We start from the raw sequence: 21027 nt of genomic DNA on the forward strand, positions 1-21027 counted from the left end.
GAACCTCTGGGACGGCCGCGACGTCCTTCGGGTAGGGATCTCGGCGGAGGAAGGGCTCAAGCCATGAGCGGGTTTCACAAGCTGAAGGCCTACTTCGGGATGGTTCCCGCCGAGTACGCCGACGACCCGGCCGCCTACGAGGACGACCGGCGCTACGCGGACTACCGGTCCGAGTACGCCGACGCGGACGACTACGAGCCGTACCCGGAGCAGCGCACGGCCCGCCGGCGCTCGTTCAACGGCTACCGCGCCGAACTCGACGACGCCGAGGGCTACGAGCCCGAGCGCGGCCCGAGGGCGGCACGGCGACCCTGGACGCCGGACACGCACGGCGCGCTGGCCGTGGAGCCGCAGCGCGAGCCCGTGGGCAGGCTGCGGCCCGCCCCCGAGCCCGCGAGCACCCCGCTCGGCCGCATCACCACGCTGCACCCGCGCAGCTACAACGAGGCGCGGACCATCGGCGAGCACTACCGCGACGGCACCCCGGTGATCATGAACCTCACCGACATGGACGACGCGGACGCCAAGCGGCTGGTGGACTTCGCGGCCGGTCTGGCCTTCGCGCTGCGCGGCTCGATCGACAAGGTCACCAACAAGGTGTTCCTTCTCTCACCTCCCAACATCGACGTCACCGCGGAGGACCGCAGGCGACTCGCGGAGGGCGGGTTCCTCAACCAGGGCTGAGTGGTGGCACAGTTGAGCATGTGGATGCCCTCTGGCTCGTGGTCTACTACGTGTTGTTCTCGTTCTGGCTGCTGCTCACGGCGCGTGTCGTCGTGGAGCTCGTCCGTAGTTTCGCCAGGGGATGGCGGCCTGCGGGCGGGGTCGCGGTGGCGCTTGAGACCGTCTACACCGTGACCGATCCTCCGGTCCGCTTGCTGCGTCGGCTCATCCCGACCGTGCGGATCGGCGGCATCGGTCTGGACTTGTCCATTATTGTGCTGTTGCTGGTCGTTATCATTCTGATGCGAGTAGCCGATCCCAGGTGAGGGGACCAGGGATGTCCACAGCCCAGGAGTGCGTGAGGTGATCTGATGCCGTTGACCCCCGCGGACGTGCACAACGTCGCGTTCAGCAAGCCGCCGATTGGCAAGCGGGGCTACAACGAGGACGAGGTGGACGCGTTCCTCGACCTGGTTGAGGGCGAACTGGCCCGCCTGATCGAGGAGAACAACGACCTGCGCCAGCAGGTCGAGCAGCTCGACCAGCAGGTCGAGACCGCGCGTGCCGACCTCGAAGACGCCCGGGCGAAGGTTGCCGCAGGCGTCGGCCCGAGCCGCGTCGTGGACGAGCCCCGCAGGCTCGCACCGGTGCCGCCCCCTTCGGCGCTGGAGCAGACCTCGCCCGGCGGTGGTGGCGACCACCACGTCCAGGCCGCCAAGGTGCTCGGCCTGGCCCAGGAGATGGCCGACCGGCTCACCGGTGAGGCCAAGGCCGAGGCCGACGGGATGCTGTCGGAGGCCCGGACCAAGTCCGAGCAGCTGTTGTCCGAGGCGCGAGCCAAGGCCGACACGATGGTCAACGAGGCGCGCACGCGTGCCGAGACCATGCTCAACGACGCGCGAACCCGCGCCGAGACGCTGGAGCGGCAGGCCCGCGAGAAGGCCAGCGCGCTCGACCGCGACGCGCAGCGCAAGCACGCCGAGGTGATGGGCAACATCACCCAGGAGAAGAACACGCTCGAGAAGCAGATCGACAAGCTGCAGACCTTCGAGCGCGAGTACCGCACCAGGCTCAAGACCATGCTCGAGTCGTCGCTGCGCGACCTGCAGGACCGCGGCCCCGCCGCGCCGTCCGACGGCCGCCAGCAGGGTGGGTACTCCTTCGGGGCGCGCGCCGAAGCCGGCTGATCGGCGTTGCTGATCTAGTCTGCTGCACGTGCTCTACATAGTCCTGCTGTTGGTGCTGGCAGCCCTGGGGTTGCTCGTGCCCGCGCTGACCAGCGCCCAGACGCACTGGGCCTGGTTGTCCGTGGGTGCGAGCGGGGCCGCTGCCGCGGTCCTGGTGCTCGACTGGTGGCTCCGCCGCCGGTCGGGCCCCGGGGCTGCCGGCACCGCGGTTGTCGATCACCAGGTTAGCGCTGGTGATCACCCGGTCGAGTCGGAGGGTGCCGGGGACGAGCCTCCGAAAAGTCCACCCGATCAGGCATTTTCCGAGCCTGGCGAGGAGGACACCGACGCGGCCGACGCCTTGATCGTGAGCGAACTCACGGACGAGGTGCGGGTGCTGGACGAGCGCCCCCGCTACCACCTGGCCGACTGCTCGTGGCTGGCGGCCCGGCCGTCGCTGGGTCTGCCGATCAACGAGGCGCGGCACCTGGGCTTCACGCCGTGCGCGGTGTGCCGGCCGGACGCCGGCCTCGCGGCGCGCGAGCGTGCCGCGGGCCAGTCGCCCGAACCGTCCTAGCTGCTCAACACCGTGCTAGCTGCTCAACGTGGCACGCGCGGTGAACGGGGGCGCGTCCGGCGCGCCGCAGCGCTGCTCCACCTCCACGTCCACGTCGGTCAGCCGACCCGTGACGGGGTCGCGCTCGATGCCGGTGATGGTGAAGCTGCCGTGCACCGGCTCGCAGGCCAGGCCCCGTGAGACCACCAGCAGCCCCGGGTTGGTCGCGGTCGGTCGGATCCGCACGTCGGTGTAGGTGCCCACCCGCAACGGCGCGTTGCCGGGTGCGGCCAGCGTCACGGCGACGTACTCCGCGTTCGAGGACGGCGAGTCCTCGTCGAACCTGAGCGCGTGCTCGGCGTTCTCCCAGACCCGGACGTCGTCCTGCGGGGTGGAGTAGGACGCGCCCCAACCGTCCACCGGGTACGCCCCGGCCTCCGCGTGGAACGTGAACGTGGCCACGCGGTCCTCCTGGGCGACGGCCGGAGCCGCCGCGGCGGGTAAGACCAGGGCGGGCACGGCCGCCGCGGCCAGCATCAGCGCGATCGTTCGCTGCACGGGTGTTCCCCCTCGTTCGGCGGACCCCGGGCGGGGCCCGTCCTCCCAGGCTCCCGAGGGCCGGGGGAGGGCGGCATGGGGGGAACTACTCAAAGCGGTTTGCGCGGGTGGTTACCCTTGGTGGTAGCACGGCGTTGATCCGGCCATCACCGGGGAGCCTCCGGAAGAACGGGCGCGAGCCCCAGTAGAACCGGACGGGTGCGGCCCGTCACAGCCGTCGACGAGAGGCCAGAGCCTTCGCGCCCTGGCAAGCGGGGTGGTACCGCGGTGCGCCGTGACCGGCGTGTCGTCCCCGTGAGCCGGTTGGACGCACGCGAGGAGCAGCACGATGGCCTACCCGAAGGCAGGCGAGGGTTCCGTTCCCTCCCAGCCGTCCTTCCCCGCCCTCGAAGAGGGCGTGCTCGACTTCTGGAAGTCCGACGGGACGTTCCAGGCGTCGATCGACGCACGGCCCGCCGGGGACAACGGGGCCAACGAGTTCGTCTTCTACGACGGCCCGCCGTTCGCCAACGGCCTGCCGCACTACGGCCACCTGCTCACCGGCTACGTCAAGGACCTCATCCCGCGCTACCAGACCATGCGCGGCAAGCACGTCGAGCGGCGCTTCGGCTGGGACACCCACGGCCTGCCCGCCGAGGTGGAGGCCGAGAAGCAGCTCGGGTTCTCGTCCAAGAGCGAGATCGAGGCGTTCGGCATCGAGAAGTTCAACGAGGCGTGCCGCACGTCGGTGCTGCGCTACACCGACCAGTGGCGCGACTACGTGACCCGGCAGGCCCGCTGGGTGGACTTCGACAACGACTACAAGACGCTCGACCTGGACTTCATGGAAAGCGTCATGTGGGCCTTCAAGACCCTGTGGGACAAGGGCCTGGTCTACGAGGGCTTCCGGGTGCTCTGGTACTGCTGGCGCTGCGAGACGCCGCTGTCCAACACCGAGACGAAGATGGACGACACCTACCGGGACCGGCAGGACCCGGCGGTGACCGTCGGCCTGCGCCTGGAGACCGGCGAGCTGGCCCTGATCTGGACGACCACGCCGTGGACGCTGCCGTCCAACCTGGCCGCCGCCGTGCACCCGGACGTGGACTACGTGACGGTCGAGGCGAACGGCGAGCGCTACCTGCTGGCCGAGGCCCGCGTCGCCGCGTACGCCCGCGAGCTGGGCGAGGAGCCGCCGGTCGTGGCCCGCTGCAAGGGCGCCGACCTGGTCGGGCGCAAGTACACGCCGCCGTTCGGCTTCTTCCTCGGCCGGGAGAACGCGCACCAGGTGCTGGCCGCCGACTACGTCACCACCGAGGACGGCACCGGCGTGGTGCACATCGCGCCCGCGTTCGGTGAGGAGGACAAGGTCGTCACCGACGCGGCGGGCATCGAGGTCGTCGTGCCGGTCGACGCGCACGGCCGGTTCACCGCCGAGGTGCCGCCGTACGAGGGCCAGCAGGTGTTCGAGGCGAACAAGGCGATCATCCGCGACCTGAAGGAAGCGGGCCTGCTGCTGCGCCACGAGACCTACGACCACCCGTACCCGCACTGCTGGCGGTGCGACAACCCGCTGATCCAGCGCGCGGTGTCGTCGTGGTTCGTCGCGGTCACGCGGTTCAAGGACCGCATGGTCGAGCTGAACCAGCAGATCAACTGGGTGCCCGAGCACGTCAAGGACGGCCAGTTCGGCAAGTGGCTGGAGAACGCCCGCGACTGGAACATCTCCCGCAACCGGTTCTGGGGCTCGCCGATCCCGGTGTGGGTGTCGGACGACCCGGCGTACCCGCGGGTGGACGTCTACGGCTCGCTGGACGAGCTGGAGCGCGACTTCGGCGTGCGCCCGACCGACCTGCACCGGCCCACGATCGACGAGCTGACCCGGCCGAACCCGGACGACCCGACCGGGCAGTCGACCATGCGGCGGGTGCCGGAGGTGCTGGACTGCTGGTTCGAGTCCGGCTCGATGTCGTTCGCGCAGGTGCACTACCCGTTCGAGAACCGCGAGTGGTTCGAGGACCACTACCCGGGCGACTTCATCGTCGAGTACAACAACCAGACGCGCGGCTGGTTCTACACCATGCACGTGCTGGCCACGGCGCTGTTCGACCGGCCCGCGTTCCGCAACTGCGTGGCGCACGGGATCGTGCTGGGCGACGACGGGCAGAAGATGTCCAAGTCGCGCCGGAACTACCCGGACGTCAACGAGGTGTTCAGCCGCGACGGGTCCGACGCGATGAGGTGGTTCCTCATGGCGTCGCCGATCCTGCGCGGCGGCGACCTGGTGGTGACCGAGCGCGGCATCCGCGACGCGGTGCGGCAGGCCGTGCTGCCGTTGTGGAACTCCTGGTACTTCCTGGCCCTGTACGCCAACGCGGACGGGGTCGAGGGGAAGTGGCGGACCGACTCGCAGCACGTGCTGGACCGGTACGTGCTGGCGAAGGCGCACGACCTGGTGGCCGGGGTGACCGCGCAGCTCGACGGCTACGACGTCTCGGGCGCGTGCGCGTCGATCCGGGAGTTCCTGGAGGTGCTGACCAACTGGTACGTGCGGCGCTCGCGCGACCGGTTCTGGTCCGGCGACCAGGACGCGATCGACACGCTGCACACCGTGCTGGAGGTCGTGTGCCGGGTGGCCGCGCCGCTGCTGCCGCTGACCACCGAGTCGGTGTGGCGCGGGTTGACCGGTGGACGGTCGGTGCACCTGGCCGACTACCCGTCGGCCGCCGAGCTGCCCGCCGACGACGCCCTCGTGACCGCGATGGACCAGGTGCGGCAGGTGGCGTCGACCGCGCTGTCGCTGCGCAAGTCGAACAAGCTGCGCGTGCGGCTGCCGCTGGCGAAGCTGGTGATCGCGGCGGCCGACGTGGCGCAGCTGGAGCCGTTCACCGGGGTGCTGCGGGACGAGGTCAACGTCAAGGAGGTCGAGCTGACCACCGACGTGGACGCGCACGGGCACTTCCAACTGGCCGTCAACGCGCGCGCCGCCGGTCCCCGGTTGGGGCCGGACGTGCAGAAGGTCATCAAGGCCGTGAAGGCCGGTGACTGGCAGGAGGTGGACGGTCGCGTCGTGGCCGCCGGGATCGAGCTGTTCCCGGAGGAGTACGAGCAGCGGCTGGTCGCCACCGACAAGGGCGCGACGGCGGCGCTGCCGAACAGCGGCGGGCTGGTCGTGCTGGACACCGTCGTGACCGAGGAGCTGGCGGCCGAGGGCGTCGCGCGCGACCTGGTGCGGGTGGTGCAGCAGGCGCGCAAGGACGCCGGTCTGGACGTGTCGGACCGGATCTCGTTGACGCTCCAGCTACCGGCCGGGGTACAGGACGCGGTGCGCCGCTTCGAGGCGTTCGTGAAGGACGAGACGCTGGGCGAGTCGGTGTCCTACGGCGAGGTCGCCGAGGGGGCGGCGGACGGCGTGGTCGGCGAGGGCCAGAAGGTGCGGGTCGCGGTCGCCCGGGTCTGACGTGCCGCCGGGGGGTCGCGGGCGCTGATCCGCGACCCCCGGAGGCGGGTTGGGGTCGATAGCACTCGGTCTACGGTGGAGGTCGCGTCAGTCGAGCCACACCAGGTGGTTGCGCGCACCCGACGACCGAGAGCTGATCTCGAAGATCGCTCGGGCGTTCTCCGGGCTCTCGGAACTCAGGCGGAAGTCGCCCTCGACCGAGTTGACGTCCGCGTGGTCGGGGTAGGCGAGCCCGTATCCGGCGACTCGGGCTTCCTGCTGTCCGCCGTACTCCTCCACGATGGCGAACAAGCGGGGTGCCTCCTGCACCGCGAGCTGCCGCACCCGGGCAGCGAACTCTTCCGGCCCGTTCACGCGCCGACCCTTTCCACCGCACCGAGCAGGGCCTCGAACTCGTCGCCGAGCAGCATGGTGTTGCCCGCTTCTTCGGGGGAGACCAGCCACAGGGCGGCGGTGTTCCCGATCGTCGCCGGTGGGAGCGGCAGCGTCGTGCCTTCCGCCAGTACACGCACTTCGTCGCGGTCCACGGTGATCGAACATGGTGGCTTCACCAGGAAGTAGGCCATGGGCATCCCGGGGATGGCGAACACCGGCGTCGGCTTGGTGGTGAACCCGGGGTGTCCCACGATCGCGTCAACCCGTGATTCGTACACCGACACGGCAGCCAACCGCGCGCCTGTAACGGCGAGCACCGTCGGTGGATGGAGGCTCGGCGCCGACCACCACGCCCGCACCAACTCCGGATCGGTGGTCGCGGAGCGATGGGCTGACGCATGATCCTGTCGGCCGGCAGACCGTCCACGGGATCGAGGAATGCCCCGTCGCACCACACCGCTCCTGGTATGACCGGCCAGTCGAGTCCGGCGTACGCCAATGCCAATCGGCGGCTGTCCTCCGCGGTCCATGAGGCTTCCGGCACGGTTGTCTCCCTAGTCTCGACGCCGCCTTGGGTGGGTGAGGCGGACATGGGCAGCCTGTCCGCGGCTGGGGGCGCCGGGAACCGAGGCGGGCCAGGAGACGATCAAGCTCCGCGGAAGTCACCGCCGACCCGGAGAGTTGTCCGGAGGGTTGCCCAAGATCAGCCGGCCGTGGAGTGGTGGACCGTTACCCTGGGTGTTCGATCGACCACGGGTGGGCGGAGATGCGGATCGAGCGGAACGAGGCGTTGCGCGTGGCGCGTGAAGTGGCCGGCCTGACGCAGGCGCAGCTCGCCGACCTGGCCAACGCACAGGTCGAAGCGGCGACGGGGCGGATCGGCGCGATGGACGCCGACTATGTCGGCAAGCTCGAACGCGGCGTGCACCGGTGGCCGCACCGGAGCTACCGGGACGCACTGCGCGTAGTGCTCGACGTTGCCACGGACCGCGAGCTCGGCTTCTTCAGCACGCGGTCCCGTCTCGCTACCGTGGCCTCACCCCGACACCCGGAAGGTGGGGACGACGTGGAACGCAAGGCTTTCCTTCGAGTGCTTGCCGGCTCGGTCATGGGCGTCGCCCTGACCGACCCCCTCGCGGCGTTCAGCGCTCAGGCGGTCGGTGGCACGAGGCGGATCGGTCAGGCGGAAGTCGACCACGTGCGACACCTGGCCAGGATGTTCGCGAGCCAGGACCACCAGTACGGCGGCGGGCTGTCGGCACGCGCTGTGGTCGCCCAGTTGGCGGCGTCCGCCGAGCTCACCGAAGGGACGTTCGCGAGCACGCGCGTGCGGGACGAGCTGTTCGCCGCCGTCGCGGAGCTGGCAGACACCGCGGCCGGCCTCTGCTTCGACGCCGGGCTGCATCGCGAGGCTGAGCGCGCCTTCAGGTTCAGCGTCGGCTGCGCCACCGAGTCGGGGGACTGGGCTATGCGGGCCAAGGCGCGGTCCGGTCTGGCCAACCTCTCGGTGCACCGGGGCCGTGCGGAGGACGCGCTGGACTTCGCCGAGATGGCGCTGGTGCGTGCCGACCGGTTGAGCCCGAAGGTCGGGGCTGTGGTGCGGACGCGCCACGCACGGGCACTGGCACTCAGCGGCACCTCGCGCGGGGTGGACTGCCGCGCGGCCATCGGCAAGGCCGGAGAGCTGTTCGCCGCGTCGTCCGGTGATGAGCCCCCCTGGCTTGCGTACTACGACGAGGCGCACCTGGAACGCGACTGCGGGCGGGCGTTGGTGCACCTGGCGCTGAACGGCGGCGACCACGGTGAGGCGCGTGATCGGCTGACCGCGTCGATCGCGCGGTTCCCGGAAGGCCATTCCCGTGGCAAGGCGCTCGCCAAGGCCAACCTGGCGGCGCTGATGATGGCCCGCGACGACCCCCGTCACGCCGTCGAGCTGGGGCACGACGCCGTCGAGTCGGTCGGCGCTGTGCGGTCCGATCGCGTGAACGACGCCCTCAGGCAACTGGTGACCGCCGGCCATCCGCACGTCCACCTGCCCGAGGTGCGTGAGCTGCTTCACCGCGTCCGACTCGCGGTCGGCTGAGCCCCGTCAGCGCACGTCGTCCTGCTCCAACCGCGCCTTCAACTGATTCAGGCAACGTCCCCGAGTCGGCCCGATGGACCCGCGCGGCATGGACAAGGTTTCGGCCACTGCCCGGTATTCGGCCCGGCCGGCGAGAACAGTCAGCCGGAGGAGTTCCTGGCAACGCCGGGGCATGGAGTTGAACGCGCGCCAGAGCCGCCGATCACGGTCGTCACGCAGGGCTTCCGGTTCTGGCAGCCAGCGGTCGTCCGGCATGTCCACGGCGGAGTCGGTGGACAGGGCCGGGCGGCCGTTGAGGTCGCGCCACGCCCGTTGCGCCTCGCGGCGGGTGGCGACGATCAGCCAGCCGGCCACGGCCCTCGGCTCGGTCAGCCGATCCAGGTGGCGCAGCAGGCTCAGCCACACCGTCTGCACGACGTCCTCGGCGGTGAGCTGGTCCAGGCCGTTGCCCCTGGCCACGTGCCACACCAACGGGGTCAGCTCGGCCACCAACGAGTCCAGGGCGGCCCGCGACCCGGCCCGTGCCGCCTCGACCAGCGCGGCCTGCCGCTCGTACCGCGAGGCCTGCGCCATGATCGCGGCCACGCCGAGGTCGTCGGAGCCGGGATCCTCCGGGATGGCTTCGACCAGTTCGGCGCGCAGGTGGTCGAGCCGGGGATCCAGCTCGTCGCTCATGGCGTCTCCTTCCCGCGCTGGGGGCCGCGCACCCGACGCTCCTCGTTGCCGACCTGCTCGCTGACGCGGGCCCGCGCGTGCGAGACGTACCGCCGCACGGACGCCCGCCGGCAGCCCAGCACGTCGGCGATCTCGTCGTCGTCGAAGTCCCAGAACCGCAGCACCAGCGCGGTGCGCAGGTGGTCCGGCAGGTTCGCGACGGCCGCCAGCGTGCTGACCAGCTCGTGCCACGCCTCGGCGTCCCGCTGCTTGGGCACCAGGATCCGGTACGTGCCGCGCTGCCGGGCGACCACCTCGTCGGTCAGGTCGCCCGGCCGCTCCCGCCGGCGGGCCTGGTCCACCAGCAGGTTGCGGATCGTCTTCACCAGCCAAGCACGTCTGGACGCGGGAGCGATCACCGGCCAGTTCCGCCACGCGCCGACGAACGCCTCCTGCACCGCGGACTCGTGGTCCAAATGGGGCGACATCACCGCCGCGAAGCGGAACAGCCGGGTGCGCTCCCGGTGGTAGAAGTCGCTGAAGGTGGCCGCGTGGTCGTCGGGATCCTCCGGCGTCACGAACCCTCCCCCCTCTGGTCCCGGTACCGGGTAGACGGACGAGACCGGGGGTTGTGGAGGAAATCCGGTCAAGCGGGCTGCCGGGCCGCCCTCTTCCCGACCGCGCGCAGCAGCCGGACCCACGCCGACCACCTGGCCGGACGGACGGGCGGGTGGCCCGCGGCGTGGGCCGCGTTGTCGAGCAGGTCCTCGATGAGGGCGTCGTGCAGCCACCGCACGGCCAGCGGCCACCCCAGCCGCATCAGGCCGTGCGGCCGACCGGTCAGAGTGTGCCGCAACCCGCCCGGCACCGACTCCAGTACGTGGGTGCCCACCACCCCGATCGCCGGGTCGAACGCGAACTCGGCCCGCTGCCCGGGCACGTACGCGGTGCAGCGGTAGCGCACGAAGCCGTGGCCGCCGTCCGCGCCGACGCCCAGCGGCCGGTCCAGCACCAGCGGCGGCCAGCGGTCGGACGGCCACAGCTCCACGACCCGGTCGACCAGCCCTTCGCCATCCGGGAACAGCCGGGTGTGCACGTTCTCGATCATCACAACCCCCACTTCCGTACGGGACCGTATGGTCCGCTGACCGTACGGTAGCGTATGGAGTCATGGCACGGCGGACGCGTGACGACTGGACCGGGGTGGCCCTGCGGGCGCTGGCGGAGGGCGGCGTCGCGGCGGTCGCGGTGGAACCGCTCGCGGCCCGCCTCGGGGCGACCAAGGGCAGCGCCTACTGGCACTTCCCCAACCGGGAAGCCCTGCTCAAGGCCACCCTCGAACGGTGGGAGCGCGAGCACACCGAGGCCGTGATCGAACTGGTCGAGTCGGCGCCCGGGCCGCTGGAGAAGCTGCGGCTGCTGTTCGCCACCGTGCTGGAGGACGTCCGGCACAGCGCCGTGGAACTGGCCATGCTGGCGGCCAAGGACGACCCGGCGGTCGCGCCGGTGCTGGGCCGCGTCACCGAGCGCCGCATCGCCTACATGGAGGAGCTGTTCGTCGCGCTCGGGTTCGACGCCGACGTGGCGCGGCGGCGGGCCGTGCTGGCCTACTCGATCTACCTCGGGCAGGCGCAGCTGCTGTCGGCGACCCCGGACGCGGTCGGGGGGCGGCGGGCGCTGCTGGAGGAGACGGTGACCGTGGTGCTGGGCCGTGGCTGAGGCGTTCCGGTTCGGCGTCCGGGTCAAGCCCGGCGCGAAGCGCGAGGCCGTCGGCGGCCGGTGGGGTGACGGCGCGTTGGTCGTCGCGGTCGCCGCGCCGGCGGTGGAGGGCAAGGCGAACGAGGCCGTGCGCAAGGCGCTGGCCAAGGCGTTCGGGGTGCGCAAGCAGGACGTCGAGGTGGTCGCGGGCGAGCGCGGCCGGGACAAGGTCGTGCAGGTCGACCCCGCCCCGGCCGGTGCGGCCGAGGTGCTGGCGCGGTTGCTGAACGGTTAGGCCGCCAGCGTCCACACCGCGTGCGCGATGGCGTCGGTGTTGCGGTCCAGCGCGGTCGCGTTCACGTTCGACGAGGTGTCGCACGAGCGGTGGTAGCAGCGGTCGAACGCCACGCCCGCCGAGCCGCCCCACTTCTGCGCCTGCGCCGAGGTCTTGATGCCCTCGGCCCCGGTGAACGTGCCGCCGACCGGGATGCCGGCCCGCGCGAACGCCGCGTGGTCGGACCGCCCGCCCACGCTGGTCAGCTCGGTGGGCACGCCGATCGAGCTGAAGTAGCCCTGCAACGTCTGCTGGAGCGCCAGCGAGCCCGACGGCTGGCCGGACGCGCTGTAGACGAAGTAGCCCGGGTTCGGCGAGCCGATCATGTCGAAGTTCAGGTACGCGTCGATCCGCGAACGGTCCGTCGTGGACAGCGAGTTGACGTAGTACGTGGAGCCGACCAGGCCCAGCTCCTCCGCGCCCCACCACGCGAAGCGCAGGTGCTTGGTGGGCTGGAACCCGGTGGACCGCACGGCCAGCGCGACCTCCAGCAGGCCCGCCGAGCCGGTGCCGTTGTCGTTGATGCCCGGACCGGCCGTCACGCTGTCGAGGTGGCCGCCGAGCATGACCACGTTGTTCGTGTCGCCGCCGGGCCAGTCGGCGATCAGGTTGTAGCCGGTGGCACCGTTGCTGGTGAACGACTGCACCCTGGTGGTGAACCCGGCGGCGTCCAACTTGGACTTCACCCAGTTCACCGACGCCAGGTAGCCGGGACGGCCGTGCGCCCGGTTGCCGCCGTTGGCGGTCGCGATGCTCTGGAGCTGGCCCAGGTCGGCCTGCACGGCCGAGACCGGGATGTTCGGCCCGGCCAGGGCGGCGGGCGGCGGCGCGGCGGTGGCCGCGCCGAGGCCCGAGCCGAGGAGCGCGCCGGCGGTGGCCAGCGCGATGGTGATCGTTCGCAGCTTCACGGTGTGTCTCCCGCAGGGTGTGGAGGTGACCGGGGCGGCGGACCCGAGAAGTCAACATGCACGGTCGCGCATGGTTCGCGCTAGCGACGTTCGGCTGGTGACGCTGCGTGGGGTGCCGGATTCGTCCATTTCGGTGGCACCGGGGAGAATGACCCCGTCGAGTGATGTCGCGGGACGACGGCCTGGAGGTCGAGTGGGCGGTGTGACGGGCTACCTGGGCATCGCCGCCGGCGTACTCCTGCTCTCGGTCATCGCGGTGAGGGTGTCGATCAGGCTCGGTCTGCCGTCGCTCCTGCTCTACCTCGGCATCGGGCTGCTGCTCGGCGAGGCCGTGGTGGGCATCCAGTTCGAGGACGCCGGCCTCACCCGTTCGCTGGGCACGGTCGCGCTCGTGCTGATCCTCACCGAGGGCGGTCTGACCACCCGGTGGAGCGCGGTGAAACCCGCGCTCGGCCTGGGCATCGCGCTGTCCACGGTCTCCGTGGGCGTGAGCATCGCGGTCACCGGGTTCGCGCTGCACTTCCTGCTGCACATGGACTGGCGCACGGCCCTGCTGTGGGGCGCGGTGCTGTCGTCCACCGACGCGGCGGCCGTGTTCAGCGTGCTGCGCGGGGTGGGGGTGCGCAAGCGGCTCATCGGCGCGCTCGAACTGGAGTCCGGCATCAACGACGCGCCGGTCTACATCGCCGTCGTGCTGCTCGCCTCGTCCGACGCGATCACCTGGACCGCGCCGCTGCTGATGCTCTACGAGCTGGTCGCTGGCGCGGTGATCGGGATCGTGCTCGGCTGGGTCGGCGGCGTCGGGCTGCGCCGGGCCGCGCTGCCCGCCACCGGCCTGTACCCGCTGGCCACGGTCGCGGTGTGCCTGCTCGCCTACACCGTCGGCGACCTCGCGCACGCGTCCGGCTTCCTCGCCGTCTACATCGCCGCCCTCGTGCTCGGCAACGCCCGCCTGCCGCACCGGGCCGACACCCTGTCGTTCGCCGAGGGGCTGGGCTGGATCGCGCAGATCGGGCTGTTCGTGCTGCTCGGCCTGTACGCCTCGCCCAACCGGCTGTTCGACGCGCTGGTGCCCGCCCTGGTGGCGGGCGCGGTGCTGGTGCTGCTGGCCAGGCCGCTGTCGGTGCTGTTCGCCGCCGCGCCGTTCCGCGTGCCGTGGCGGGAGCAGGTGTTCATCTCGTGGTCGGGGCTGCGCGGCGCGGTGCCGATCGTGTTCGCCCTGATCCCGCTGATCCAGGGCGTGCCGGGCGCGCAGCGGCTCGTGGACGCGGTGTTCGTGCTGGTCGTGGTGCTGACCGTGGTGCAGGGCACGAGCCTGCCGTGGTTGGCGAAGTGGCTGCGGCTGGTCAGGTCCGGCGAGGCGCACGAGGTGCAGGTGGACTCGTCGGCGCTGGACCAGTTGGGCGCGGAGCTGCTCCAGGTCCGCATCCAGCCCGGCTCCAAGCTGCACGGCGTGTACCTGTCGGAGCTGCGGCTGCCACCGGGCTCCTCGGTGAGCCTCATCGTGCGCGACGAGAACGGCTTCACGCCGCAGCCCACGACCCGCCTGCAAGAGCACGACCAACTGCTGGTCGTGTGCACGGAGGCCATGCGCACGGCGACCGAGCAGCGCATCCGGGCCGTGGACCGGGCGGGCCGGTTCGCCCGCTGGAAGGGCGACGCCGGCCTGCCGTGACGCTCCCAGGATGTGAACTCCCCTCGACGGGGACGCGCGGCCTGCGTTAACTTCGAGTCGAAGGTCATGAGTGCCAGCGCGAAGCCCAGGCTCGCTGGCCGGCAACCCTCCAACCGCGGTGGGGTGCCCCTGGTGAGGACCTGGCCGGCGCGCAGGGCGTCCGGCAAGCGCGGGCTCCCTCGGCTGGGATCCCGGACCCCAGGAGGGCGTCATGACGATCGCAGTTCCCGCCACCACCACCGCCGCTCTGCCCCGCGTGCTCGGCTCCTCGCTGCGCGTGCCGCTGGTCACCGGTGAGCGCGTGGAGTACGCCAACCTCGACCACGCGGCCAGCGCGCCGTGCCTGGAGCAGGTCCGCGACGCGGTGGACGAGCTGCTGCCCTGGTACGCCAGCGTGCACCGGGGCGCGGGCTTCGCCTCGCAGGTCAGCACCAAGGTCTACGAGCAGGCCCGCGGGTCCGTGCGCCGGTTCCTCAACGCCCGCGACACCGACGCCGTCGTGTTCGCCCGCAACACCACCGACGCGTTGAACCTGCTGGCCAGGAGCCTGCCCAAGCGGACCGCCGTGATCCTGTTCGACACCGAGCACCACGCGGCGCTGCTGCCGTGGCGCGGCCCGAACGTGCGCCGGCTGCGCACGCCGTCCTCGCCCGCCCAGGCGGTGCTGGAGCTGGACCGGGCGCTGCGCGAGGCGCCCGTCGGCCCGCGCCTGGTCGTGGTGACCGGGGCGTCCAACGTGACCGGTGAGCTCTGGCCGGTGGCCGAGCTGGCCCGGGTGGCGCGCGGGCACGGCGCCCGGATCGCGCTGGACGCCGCCCAGCTCGCGCCGCACCGGCCGGTGGACGTGCGCGCGCTGGACGTCGACTACACCGTGCTGTCCGGGCACAAGGTCTACGCGCCGTTCGGCGCGGGCGCGCTGGTCGGCCGGTCGGACTGGTTGCAGGCCGCCGAGCCGTACCTGGTGGGCGGCGGCGCGACGGCCCGCGTCACCGACCACGGCGACCGGCTGGGCGTGGCCTGGTCGGCGGTGCCCGAGCGGCACGAGGCCGGCACGCCGAACGTGGTGGGCGTGCACGCGCTGGCCGTGGCGTGCGACGTGCTGGGCAGGCACTGGGAGCGGACCACCGAGCACGAGCGGATCCTGCTGGCCCGGCTGCGCGACGGCCTGCGGACCGTGCCGGGCGCGCACGAGCTGGCGCTGTTCGGCCCCGACCACGACCGGGTGGGCGTGGTGAGCTTCACCGTCGGCGGTCAAGACGCCGGCTACCTGGCCGCGGCGCTGTCCGCCGAGCACGGCATCGGCGTGCGTGACGGCGCGTTCTGCGCCCACGTCGCCGTGCACCGCCTCGCGGACGGGCAGCGGGCGTTGCGCGCGTCCATCGGGCTGGGCACCACCGAGGAGCACGTGGACCGGTTCGTGGCCGCGTTGCGCACCCTCGTGGTCGAGGGCTCGCGGTGGGAGTACGAGGTCCGCGACGGCCGCTGGACCCCGCTGAACGACGAGCGCGCGCTCCCGCCGTTCCTGCGCTGACGCCGATGCTGGACAATGGCCCGGTGAGCACCGATCCCAACACCGAGCCGGACACGCCGGACCAGCCGGACGCACCGCTGCCCAAGCGACGGGTCCTGCTGCTGGCCGTGATCGCGCCGCTGGTGTTGGCGCTCGACCTGGTCACCAAGATCATCGCGGTGGAGAACCTGGAGGGGCGCGAGCCGATCGAGCTGTTCGGCGGCCTGCTCTACCTGCCGCTGATCCGCAACACCGGCGCCGCGTTCGGCCTGGCCGAGGGCTGGACGGTGATCCTCGCCCTGATCGCGACCGGCGTGGTCGTGTTCATCCTGTGGATCGCGCGCCGGCTGCGGTCGGTCGGCTGGGCCATCGGCCTCGGCCTGGTCCTCGGCGGCGCGATGGGCAACCTGGTCGACCGGATCTTCCGCGCGCCCGGCCCGCTGCGCGGCGGCGTGGTCGACTTCATCTCCGTGCTCGACCCGTGGGGCAACTTCTTCCCCGTGTTCAACCTGGCCGACTCCGCCATCTGCGTGGGCGGCGGCGTGATCGTGCTGATGGCGTTGCTCCAGCGCGACTACGACGGCACCCGCGTGGAGAAGAAGACCAGCGAGAAGAAGGCGGGCGCATGACCGGCGACTACCGGACCCTGCCCGTCCCGGACGGGCTGGACGGGATGAGGGTCGACGCCGGCCTGGCCAAGCTGCTCGGCCTGTCCCGCACGGTGGTCGCGGCGTTGACCGAAGCCGGTGACGTCGTGCTCGACGGGCAGCCCGCGGGCAAGTCGGACCGCCTGGTGGCGGGCTCCGTGCTGGAGGTCACCCTCCCCGAGCCGGAACGACCGGTGCAGGTGCAGGCCGTGCCCGTGGAGGGCCTGATCGTCCTGCACGAGGACGACGACGTGATCGTGGTGGACAAGCCGGTCGGAGTGGCCGTTCACCCCAGCCCCGGCTGGACCGGTCCCACGGTGGTGGGCGGCCTGGCCGCGGCCGGGATCCGGATCGCCACGTCGGGCGCGGCCGAGCGGCAGGGCGTCGTGCACCGGCTGGACGTCGGCACGACCGGCGTGATGGTGGTGGCCAAGAGCGAGAGCGCGTACTCGGCGTTGAAGCACGCGTTCAAGGAGCGCACGGTCGACAAGCTCTACCACGCGCTCGTGCAGGGCCACCCGGACCCGATCAAGGGCACCATCGACGCGCCGATCGACCGCCACCCCAAGCACGACTACAAGTTCGCCGTGATGGCGAACGGCAAGCCCAGCATCACGCACTACGAGGTGGTCGAGGCGTTCCGCGCCGCGTCGCTGCTCGACGTGCACCTGGAAACCGGTCGCACGCACCAGATCCGGGTGCACTTCTCGGCGCTGCGGCACCCGTGCGTCGGCGACCTGACCTACGGCGCCGATCCCGTGCTGGCCAAGCGCCTGGGCGTGACGCGGCAGTGGCTGCACGCCCGCACGCTGGGCTTCCACCACCCGGCCGACGGCCAGTGGGTGTCGTTCACCAGCGAGTACCCCGAAGACCTCGCGAACGCGCTGGAACTGTTGCGGGCAGAGGGTTACTGACCTTTTCGGCCGAAAGTCTTGCGCTGATCGCGTGACCTGTGCCATATCGCTTTCCCCCGGTCGTTTGGCTTGCGAAGCTTTTGCCAGACGAGCGTGAGGGATGGCGGATGGACAACAGATCCCGACTGGTGGCGCTGCTGGGCACGCTGTGCCTGCTCGGGCCGCTCTCGATCGACACGTACCTGCCCGCGTTCCCGTCGATCGCCGAGGACTTCGGCGCGACGGAGTCGCAGATCCAGCTGTCGCTGACCACGTTCATCATCGGGTTGTCGATCGGGCAGTTGCTGGTCGGTCCGCTGTCGGACTCGTGGGGCAGGCGGCGGCCGTTGCTGGTCGGCATCGGCAGCTACGTGGTGATCTCGCTGTTCTGCGCGGTCGCGCCCGGGGCGCTCGCGTTGTCCGGCCTGCGGCTGCTCCAGGGGCTCGGCGTGGCGGCCGGGTTCGTGGTGGCGATGGCGGTGGCCCGCGACCGGTTCGAGGGCCTGGCCATGGCCCGGTTCATGTCGTTGATCATGCTGGTCAACAGCCTGGGTCCGGTGATCGCCCCGGTGGTCGGCGGCCAGTTGCTGCGGTTCACCAGTTGGCGGGGCACGTTCGTCGCGCTCGCCCTGATCGGCTTGGCGCTGCTGATCTCGCTGGCCGTCGGCCTGCCGGAGACGCTGCCGAAGGCCAAGCGCCGCCCGGCGAACCTGCTGCTCACGATCAAGGTGTTCGGCGGGCTGCTGGCCGACCGCAAGTTCGTCGGCTACGCGGTGGCGTCGGCGCTGGCGCTCGGCTCCCTGTTCGGCTACGTCGCCGGGGCGTCGTTCGTGCTCCAGGGCGTCTACGGGCTGAGCCCGCAGCAGTTCAGCCTGGTCTTCGGGGCGAACTCGGTGGCGATCGTGCTGGCCGGGCTGCTCAACACCAGGCTGACCGGCCGGATCATGCCGCGCCCGCTGCTCAAGATCGGCCTGGCCGGCGCGGCGACCGGCGGGGTGGGGTTGCTCGTCGGCGGCCTCGTGGGCGGAGGGCTGGCGACGTTCCTGCCGCCGCTGTTCGTGCTGACGATGAGCGTCGGCCTGCTCATGCCCAACGCCGGCTCGCTGGCGATGTCGCGGCACCCGGAGGCGGCGGGCAGCGCGTCGGCCGTGCTGGGCGTGACCACGTTCCTGGTGGGCGGCCTGATGGCCCCGCTGGTGGGCGCGGGCGGTTCGGCGAGCGTGCTGCCGATGGTGACCGTGATGGCGGGGTCCACGATCCTCGCCGTGCTCACGTTCGCGATCCTGACCAGGGGTGACGTCGGCATCACCCGCGACGGTGAACCGACGCCCGCCCCGGCCTGACGCACCGCTCAGCCCTTCAGCGTGGCCAGCGGGTCCAGGCCGTCCTCGGTGAGGTCGTCGTAGTCGGTGGACACCGAGAGCGCGCGCCACCGCGCGTCGGACTCGGCACGGGCCCGTTCCACCTGCTCGGCGAACCGCACGGCGTCGCTGCCCAGCAGCAGGCGCACCGGCGGCTCGTCGAGGTCGACCACCCGCAGCACGACGTCCGCGACCTTCGCCGGGTCGCTCGCCGCCCGCGCCATGAGCGTGGTCCGCAACGCGTTCACCGCGCCGACGGTCGGTTCGTAGGCCGGGGACACGGGGTGGACGGCCATGGACGCGCCCGCCCAGTCCGTCCGCATGCCGCCCGGCTCCAGCACGGTCACCTTGATGCCCAGCGGCGCGACCTCCTTGGCCAGCACCTCCGAGAAGCCGCCGACCGCGAACTTGGCGGCCTGGTAGGCCGACAGCCCCGGCGTGGTGACCCGGCCGCCGACCGACGACACCTGGACGACGTGACCGGAGCCCTGCTCGCGCAGCACGGGCAGCGCGGCCTTGGTGACGTTGACGACGCCGAACAGGTTGGCGTCGACCTGCGCGCGGAAGTCGTCGTCCGGTGTGTCCTCGACGGAGCCCGAGTTGGCGTAGCCCGCGTTGTTGACCACCACGTCGAGCCGGCCGAACGCCGCCACCGCGGTGTCCACGGCCGACCGCGCGGCCCGCGGGTCGGTGACGTCGAGCGCCACCGCGCGCACCCGGTCGCCGTGCCGTTCGACCAGGTCGGCGAGCTGTTCGGGGCGGCGGGCGGTGGCGACCAGGAGGTGGCCCGCGGCCAGCGCCTTCTCGGCGAGCTGCCGGCCGAGGCCGCGCGAGCTGCCGGTGACGAGGAAGACCTTGCTCATGACGGTTCCTAACTGACTAGTTGGTTAGCTGCTGTCACCAGGGAAGCACGCCTGCCCCGGTCCGTCAACTAGACGGTTAGTCAGGTAGCGTGACGCGCATGGCTGGCGACGCGGAGGCGACCCGGAGGCGGCTGCTGGACGCGGCGGCCGCGGAGTTCGCCGAACACGGCATCGCGGGCGCGCGAGTCGACCGGATCGCGGCCGCGGCGAAGAGCAACAAGGCGCAGATCTACCACTACTTCACCAACAAGGACGGCCTGTTCGACGCGGTGCTGAGCGAGCTGGCGCGCGACACCCTGCGCGAGGCGCCCATCGACCCGGCGGACCTGCCCGAGTACGCGGGCCGGCTGTTCGACCGCTTCACCGAGAACCCGGTCAAGGAACGGCTCGCCAAGTGGTACCGACTGGAGGGCGAGGGCTACGCGGCGGTCGAGGTCGTGGTGGCGAGCACGAACGACAAGCTCGCGGCGATCGCGAAGGCCCAGGACGAGGGCCTGCTCACGGCCCGGTTCACGCCCGTGGAACTGCTGGCGCTGGTCGTGCACCTGTCCGCGCTGTGGGGCTCGATGACCCCGGAGATGGCCGGCCACGCCGCCGGGATCACCCGGGAACGGCGGCGGCAGGTCGTGGTGGAGGCGGTGGCCGCGATCCTGCGGGACTGACCGCGGTCAGTCGTCGATCGTCCAGACCAGGGTGTTGAGGTCGGTCTCCGGGCGCGAGCTCCAGCGGACCGAGAAGATCACGGTGTCCTCGGGCAGCACGTAGACCGTGTGCCCGCCCGCCGTCTCGCCCGGCTGCACGCCGATCTTGTGCGGCGGCCGGGACGACAGCGACACCGGCGCCTTGCTCACCGTCTCGCCCTTGTTGGTCATCAGCACGAGGTACATGTCGGGCAGCGCGTTGAACGGCACCTGCCCGATGTTGGACAGCTCGGTGTGCACCACCACGGCGCGCTCGCCGTCGGCCAGCTTGTAGCCCGCCGCGGTGAACAGGAAGTCCGCCGGGTCGACCACCTCGACGAGCTGGATCGTGAACCGCGCGCCCTCCAGGCCCTCGGTCTCCAGCGTGCTGCCGATCTTGCCGGTCCGCGCGCGTGGCGCGGGTGCCTGGTCGCCGCGCGCCCAGCCGGACGTGCCGGGCACGCCCCACGTGCTGATCGGCTCGGGCACGCGCACCGGGCCGGACGGCACGTGCTGCGGTCCGGTGCCGGGCTGCGCCGGGAACGGCGTGCTGGGCGGTCCCTGCGGCACGGGGTAGCCGGGGTAGGAGCCCGACGGCGTGCCGTGCGCCGGACCGGGCGCGGGCGGGTAGGGCCCGCTCGGCGTGCCGCGGACGGCCTGGCCGCCGGGGCCCGAGTAGTTGCCCCACGCCACGCTGTTGGCCAGCGCCTTGCGGATGCCGTTGGGGTCGCACTCCACGCCGACGAGCAGCGGCAACCCGCTGCCGGACAACGTGATCAGCCGGGTGGCGGCCTCGCGCGGGTCCATGCCGAGCCGTGCGGCCACCTCGTGCACGGCGGCACGGCCCATCTCGGCGATCATGGCCAGGAGACGGGCGTCGACGGGGTCCGGCGCTACCACACCTCGAACGCTACCCGTCTGCGGCGATCTCCGCGCCATCGCCCCGGGCGACACGCAGGCCCCT

At 71.8% G+C, this 21027-nt stretch carries 23 protein-coding genes and 1 riboswitch; of the genes, 14 read left to right on the forward strand and 9 right to left on the reverse strand.

Going from position 1 to position 21027, the window contains the following annotated elements:
- Nucleotides 1-63: 63 nt before the first annotated feature.
- The 4 genes from LZG04_RS03040 to LZG04_RS03055 are packed head-to-tail and all read left to right on the forward strand — an operon-like array spanning nucleotide 64 to nucleotide 2406.
- On the forward strand, nucleotides 64-684 hold the full coding sequence (locus LZG04_RS03040; protein WP_233812842.1) for a cell division protein SepF: 621 nt from the start codon (nucleotides 64-66) through the stop codon (nucleotides 682-684).
- A 20-nt stretch (nucleotides 685-704) separates the two neighbouring features.
- Nucleotides 705-989: a YggT family protein gene (locus LZG04_RS03045; RefSeq protein WP_233812844.1), complete on the forward strand. Its 285-nt coding sequence runs from the start codon at nucleotides 705-707 to the stop codon at nucleotides 987-989.
- Between the two features lie 45 nt (nucleotides 990-1034).
- Nucleotides 1035-1850 (forward strand): DivIVA domain-containing protein, encoded by an 816-nt coding sequence (locus LZG04_RS03050; protein ID WP_073899667.1) that lies wholly within the window; start codon nucleotides 1035-1037, stop codon nucleotides 1848-1850.
- Between the two features lie 28 nt (nucleotides 1851-1878).
- Entirely contained in the window at nucleotides 1879-2406 is a 528-nt protein-coding gene (locus LZG04_RS03055; protein ID WP_233812846.1) for a hypothetical protein, read from the forward strand.
- A gap of 15 nt (nucleotides 2407-2421) precedes the next feature.
- Here the strand turns inward: LZG04_RS03055 and LZG04_RS03060 are convergent, their stop codons facing one another.
- Nucleotides 2422-2943: a hypothetical protein gene (locus LZG04_RS03060; protein ID WP_233812848.1), complete on the reverse strand. Its 522-nt coding sequence runs from the start codon at nucleotides 2941-2943 to the stop codon at nucleotides 2422-2424.
- Nucleotides 2944-3271: 328 nt separating this feature from the next.
- Between LZG04_RS03060 and ileS the strand changes: the two genes are divergently transcribed.
- The gene (gene ileS, locus LZG04_RS03065; RefSeq protein ID WP_233812850.1) at nucleotides 3272-6382 is read left to right on the forward strand and encodes an isoleucine--tRNA ligase; all 3111 of its coding nucleotides are present in this window, start codon (nucleotides 3272-3274) and stop codon (nucleotides 6380-6382) included.
- Between the two features lie 87 nt (nucleotides 6383-6469).
- Here the strand turns inward: ileS and LZG04_RS03070 are convergent, their stop codons facing one another.
- Together LZG04_RS03070 and LZG04_RS03075 are read right to left on the reverse strand one after the other, a co-directional pair.
- Nucleotides 6470-6736, reverse strand: coding sequence for a hypothetical protein (locus tag LZG04_RS03070; RefSeq protein ID WP_233812853.1), 267 nt, complete (start codon nucleotides 6734-6736; stop codon nucleotides 6470-6472).
- The gene (locus LZG04_RS03075) at nucleotides 6733-7119 is read right to left on the reverse strand and encodes a hypothetical protein (protein ID WP_233812855.1); all 387 of its coding nucleotides are present in this window, start codon (nucleotides 7117-7119) and stop codon (nucleotides 6733-6735) included. Before LZG04_RS03075 ends, LZG04_RS03070 begins: the two co-directional genes overlap by 4 nt.
- Before the next feature lie 404 nt (nucleotides 7120-7523).
- On the opposite strand from LZG04_RS03075, the gene LZG04_RS03080 reads away from it, so the two are divergent.
- Nucleotides 7524-8840, forward strand: a complete 1317-nt coding sequence (locus LZG04_RS03080) for an XRE family transcriptional regulator (protein WP_233812857.1) — start codon at nucleotides 7524-7526, stop codon at nucleotides 8838-8840.
- A 6-nt stretch (nucleotides 8841-8846) separates the two neighbouring features.
- Here LZG04_RS03080 and LZG04_RS03085 read toward each other — a convergent pair whose 3' ends face one another.
- From LZG04_RS03085 to LZG04_RS03095, 3 genes are all read right to left on the reverse strand, one after another.
- Nucleotides 8847-9413: an RNA polymerase sigma factor gene (locus LZG04_RS03085; protein ID WP_233813499.1), complete on the reverse strand. Its 567-nt coding sequence runs from the start codon at nucleotides 9411-9413 to the stop codon at nucleotides 8847-8849.
- A gap of 98 nt (nucleotides 9414-9511) precedes the next feature.
- Nucleotides 9512-10072, reverse strand: coding sequence for an RNA polymerase sigma factor (locus LZG04_RS03090; protein WP_233812859.1), 561 nt, complete (start codon nucleotides 10070-10072; stop codon nucleotides 9512-9514).
- Nucleotides 10073-10140: 68 nt separating this feature from the next.
- Nucleotides 10141-10602 (reverse strand): SRPBCC family protein, encoded by a 462-nt coding sequence (locus tag LZG04_RS03095; protein ID WP_233812861.1) that lies wholly within the window; start codon nucleotides 10600-10602, stop codon nucleotides 10141-10143.
- Between the two features lie 62 nt (nucleotides 10603-10664).
- On the opposite strand from LZG04_RS03095, the gene LZG04_RS03100 reads away from it, so the two are divergent.
- Both LZG04_RS03100 and LZG04_RS03105 read left to right on the forward strand, forming a co-directional pair.
- On the forward strand, nucleotides 10665-11213 hold the full coding sequence (locus tag LZG04_RS03100; protein ID WP_233812863.1) for a TetR/AcrR family transcriptional regulator: 549 nt from the start codon (nucleotides 10665-10667) through the stop codon (nucleotides 11211-11213).
- Complete coding sequence (locus LZG04_RS03105) at nucleotides 11206-11487, forward strand: DUF167 domain-containing protein (protein WP_233812865.1); 282 nt, start codon at nucleotides 11206-11208, stop codon at nucleotides 11485-11487. Before LZG04_RS03100 ends, LZG04_RS03105 begins: the two co-directional genes overlap by 8 nt.
- On the opposite strand, the gene LZG04_RS03110 is transcribed toward LZG04_RS03105, so the two are convergent.
- Nucleotides 11484-12434, reverse strand: coding sequence for a M28 family metallopeptidase (locus LZG04_RS03110; protein ID WP_233812867.1), 951 nt, complete (start codon nucleotides 12432-12434; stop codon nucleotides 11484-11486). The genes LZG04_RS03105 and LZG04_RS03110 overlap by 4 nt on opposite strands.
- A 193-nt stretch (nucleotides 12435-12627) precedes the next feature.
- Between LZG04_RS03110 and LZG04_RS03115 the strand changes: the two genes are divergently transcribed.
- From LZG04_RS03115 to LZG04_RS03135, 5 genes are all read left to right on the forward strand, one after another.
- The gene (locus LZG04_RS03115; RefSeq protein ID WP_233812869.1) at nucleotides 12628-14109 is read left to right on the forward strand and encodes a potassium/proton antiporter; all 1482 of its coding nucleotides are present in this window, start codon (nucleotides 12628-12630) and stop codon (nucleotides 14107-14109) included.
- A gap of 62 nt (nucleotides 14110-14171) precedes the next feature.
- A riboswitch (SAM riboswitch) is annotated at nucleotides 14172-14285 on the forward strand.
- Between the two features lie 35 nt (nucleotides 14286-14320).
- A complete protein-coding gene (locus LZG04_RS03120) occupies nucleotides 14321-15640 on the forward strand; it encodes an aminotransferase class V-fold PLP-dependent enzyme (protein WP_233812871.1) in 1320 nt (439 codons plus the stop codon).
- A 23-nt stretch (nucleotides 15641-15663) separates the two neighbouring features.
- Nucleotides 15664-16248, forward strand: a complete 585-nt coding sequence (lspA, locus tag LZG04_RS03125) for a signal peptidase II (protein ID WP_233812873.1) — start codon at nucleotides 15664-15666, stop codon at nucleotides 16246-16248.
- Nucleotides 16245-17180 (forward strand): RluA family pseudouridine synthase, encoded by a 936-nt coding sequence (locus LZG04_RS03130; protein ID WP_233812875.1) that lies wholly within the window; start codon nucleotides 16245-16247, stop codon nucleotides 17178-17180. Before lspA ends, LZG04_RS03130 begins: the two co-directional genes overlap by 4 nt.
- A 107-nt stretch (nucleotides 17181-17287) precedes the next feature.
- On the forward strand, nucleotides 17288-18502 hold the full coding sequence (locus tag LZG04_RS03135) for a multidrug effflux MFS transporter (RefSeq protein WP_233812877.1): 1215 nt from the start codon (nucleotides 17288-17290) through the stop codon (nucleotides 18500-18502).
- An 8-nt stretch (nucleotides 18503-18510) separates the two neighbouring features.
- Here the strand turns inward: LZG04_RS03135 and LZG04_RS03140 are convergent, their stop codons facing one another.
- A complete protein-coding gene (locus tag LZG04_RS03140) occupies nucleotides 18511-19383 on the reverse strand; it encodes an oxidoreductase (RefSeq protein WP_233812879.1) in 873 nt (290 codons plus the stop codon).
- Nucleotides 19384-19481: 98 nt separating this feature from the next.
- Here LZG04_RS03140 and LZG04_RS03145 point away from each other — a divergent pair, with 98 nt between their 5' ends.
- Nucleotides 19482-20045 (forward strand): TetR family transcriptional regulator, encoded by a 564-nt coding sequence (locus LZG04_RS03145; protein ID WP_233812881.1) that lies wholly within the window; start codon nucleotides 19482-19484, stop codon nucleotides 20043-20045.
- Between the two features lie 6 nt (nucleotides 20046-20051).
- Here the strand turns inward: LZG04_RS03145 and LZG04_RS03150 are convergent, their stop codons facing one another.
- On the reverse strand, nucleotides 20052-20963 hold the full coding sequence (locus LZG04_RS03150) for an AsnC family protein (protein ID WP_233812883.1): 912 nt from the start codon (nucleotides 20961-20963) through the stop codon (nucleotides 20052-20054).
- Nucleotides 20964-21027 lie beyond the last annotated feature (64 nt).

Source organism: Saccharothrix sp. S26 (assembly GCF_021390395.1).
Taxonomy (GTDB): domain Bacteria; phylum Actinomycetota; class Actinomycetes; order Mycobacteriales; family Pseudonocardiaceae; genus Actinosynnema.

What these genes read in the sequence shown, in the direction of transcription:
- LZG04_RS03080 (WP_233812857.1), top strand. Translation starts at nt 7,524, where the DNA reads ATGCGGATCGAGCGGAACGAGGCGTTGCGCGTGGCGCGTGAAGTGGCC.
- LZG04_RS03085 (WP_233813499.1), bottom strand. Translation starts at nt 9,413, where the DNA reads ATGGCGCAGGCCTCGCGGTACGAGCGGCAGGCCGCGCTGGTCGAGGCG.
- LZG04_RS03050 (WP_073899667.1), top strand. Translation starts at nt 1,035, where the DNA reads ATGCCGTTGACCCCCGCGGACGTGCACAACGTCGCGTTCAGCAAGCCG.
- LZG04_RS03145 (WP_233812881.1), top strand. Translation starts at nt 19,482, where the DNA reads ATGGCTGGCGACGCGGAGGCGACCCGGAGGCGGCTGCTGGACGCGGCG.
- ileS (WP_233812850.1), top strand. Translation starts at nt 3,272, where the DNA reads ATGGCCTACCCGAAGGCAGGCGAGGGTTCCGTTCCCTCCCAGCCGTCC.
- LZG04_RS03100 (WP_233812863.1), top strand. Translation starts at nt 10,665, where the DNA reads ATGGCACGGCGGACGCGTGACGACTGGACCGGGGTGGCCCTGCGGGCG.
- LZG04_RS03130 (WP_233812875.1), top strand. Translation starts at nt 16,245, where the DNA reads ATGACCGGCGACTACCGGACCCTGCCCGTCCCGGACGGGCTGGACGGG.
- LZG04_RS03040 (WP_233812842.1), top strand. Translation starts at nt 64, where the DNA reads ATGAGCGGGTTTCACAAGCTGAAGGCCTACTTCGGGATGGTTCCCGCC.
- LZG04_RS03120 (WP_233812871.1), top strand. Translation starts at nt 14,321, where the DNA reads ATGACGATCGCAGTTCCCGCCACCACCACCGCCGCTCTGCCCCGCGTG.
- LZG04_RS03140 (WP_233812879.1), bottom strand. Translation starts at nt 19,383, where the DNA reads ATGAGCAAGGTCTTCCTCGTCACCGGCAGCTCGCGCGGCCTCGGCCGG.
- LZG04_RS03095 (WP_233812861.1), bottom strand. Translation starts at nt 10,602, where the DNA reads ATGATCGAGAACGTGCACACCCGGCTGTTCCCGGATGGCGAAGGGCTG.
- LZG04_RS03135 (WP_233812877.1), top strand. Translation starts at nt 17,288, where the DNA reads ATGGACAACAGATCCCGACTGGTGGCGCTGCTGGGCACGCTGTGCCTG.